This window comes from Streptococcus suis (assembly GCF_019794555.1).
GTDB classification, from domain to species: domain Bacteria; phylum Bacillota; class Bacilli; order Lactobacillales; family Streptococcaceae; genus Streptococcus; species Streptococcus suis_AB.
This window is the reverse complement of sequence record NZ_JAIMEP010000019.1, coordinates 1-838: the sequence shown is the minus strand read 5'-3', so window position 1 is coordinate 838 and position 838 is coordinate 1. Positions and strand designations below refer to the sequence as shown.

The following is an 838-nucleotide window of genomic DNA, read 5'->3' as shown; positions in this document are numbered from 1 at the left end:
CGCTCTTAGTAACATGATATGGGAGTTAACGGGATCGAACCGCTGACCCTCTGCTTGTAAGGCAGATGCTCTCCCAGCTGAGCTAAACTCCCAATGGGTGGGACTTAGCTCAGCTGGGCAATGGAGAAAGCTCGATTTCCTCTCACTTTCAACTAAGCTAAACTCCCATATGGAGATTTCTCTCCAAATCTTGCTAAGCGACTACCGTATCTAACAGGGGGCAACCCCCAACTACTTCAGGCGTTCTAGGACTTAACTGCTGTGTTCGGCATGGGTACAGGTGTATCTCCTAGGCTATCGTCACTTAACTACTGTTGAATGGAATTGTACTCGGACTAAAATCCTAGTGAAAAAGATAAACTTCCTAGAGTCTACAGACTCTGCCTCAGTTTCCTATTTTCTTACGGATTTCGTAACGCCCTCGTTACTTCACTTTATCCACTCAAAATTGAATATCTATATTCTAACAAGAAACAACCACGCTGTCAATATTGTCTCGTGAGTAATTGTACTCGGGCTAAATCCTTGGAAAAAAGATAACCTGCCTTGTATGCAAGCATACTGCGTTAGGTTCCTATTTTTCAGGCGGATTTTACGCCCTCATTACTTATTCTAGGATAAGTCCTCGAGCGATTAGTATTGGTCCGCTACATGTGTCGCCACACTTCCACTTCCAACCTATCTACCTGATCTTCTCTCAGGGCTCTTACTAACATAAAGTTATGGGAAATCTCATCTTGAGGTGGGTTTCACACTTAGATGCTTTCAGCGTTTATCCCTTCCCTACATAGCTACCCAGCGATGCCTCTGGCGAGACAACTGGTACACCAGCGGTAAG

At 44.7% G+C, this 838-nt stretch carries 1 tRNA gene and 2 rRNA genes; all 3 read right to left on the bottom strand.

Features of this window, described 5'->3' with window-relative positions:
• Positions 1–19: 19 nt before the first annotated feature.
• Positions 20–92 (bottom strand) — tRNA-Val (locus K6V48_RS08080).
• Positions 93–192: 100 nt separating this feature from the next.
• A 5S ribosomal RNA gene (gene rrf, locus K6V48_RS08075) occupies positions 193–308 on the bottom strand.
• Positions 309–613: 305 nt separating this feature from the next.
• A 23S ribosomal RNA gene (locus K6V48_RS08070) occupies positions 614–838 on the bottom strand; the annotation flags it as partial.